At 34.6% G+C, this 763-nt stretch carries 1 protein-coding gene and 1 pseudogene; both read right to left on the bottom strand.

What is annotated here, in order from left to right; genetic code table 11:
- Nucleotides 1–68 (bottom strand): annotated as a pseudogene (locus H9632_RS18705) (DUF600 domain-containing protein); the annotation flags it as partial.
- A gap of 19 nt (nucleotides 69–87) precedes the next feature.
- Nucleotides 88–763 (bottom strand): DNA/RNA non-specific endonuclease (locus H9632_RS18710; protein WP_225223928.1); only part of this gene is annotated, 676 nt, incomplete at its 5' end.

The following is a 763-nucleotide window of genomic DNA, read 5'->3' on the forward strand; positions in this document are numbered from 1 at the left end:
ACATATTCCATACATATGGATATCATATCCGCTTGTAGTTCACTAAATATATCTTCAAATTCTTTCATGCTACTTTTCACTCCTAGATTAATTTTTTAATTTTCCAAGGCCAGCCTTACCATCAATTGTATAATTAACTATAAATTTATCTGGTCGCATATTATCCCCAGAATAGATTATTTCAATATCAACTGTTACTTTTTTAGGTGGTTTTTCTTTCAAAGCTGCAGCCCATTTTTCTTCAATCTTTTTATATTGCTTCAAATTAACATCAGATAATTGTGAAACCAAATTATCTATTTTAGGTGATCCTCCAAATCGATCACCAATCAAATGTCCGGCATGATCTTGGCCTTTTACTTTACCTGGTGTATTTTTACTATGAGGCAACCTTTGATCTCTCTTAGTCAATTGTAAATTTTCTGTTTCAAATTTAGAAATCCTTCCTAATTTGTCTGTTTCATAAAGGTAGTCATACTCTCCCGTTTTATACTTAATATTAGGCTTCAACTTATTTTTTCTGCCGTTTGTAAACTGTTCACCTTTGTTGACAAATGTTTTTATCTCACTTGTACTAGAACTAATTTTACCCTTATCCTGCTCCTTAGATTTCGAAGGTGATGCCGTTGTTGCGCTTACTTCACTTTTCGCCTGAGACGGTGCTTGCTGCTTTGTCGGATTCGTTAGTGTTGGGGACTTGGCCAGATTTACTGTTTTATTTGTTGCTTTGCTACCCGATGTAGCTCCTGAAACAGCCTTTGCT

The organism is Solibacillus merdavium (assembly GCF_014836935.1).
Lineage (GTDB): Bacteria > Bacillota > Bacilli > Bacillales_A > Planococcaceae > Solibacillus > Solibacillus ferritrahens.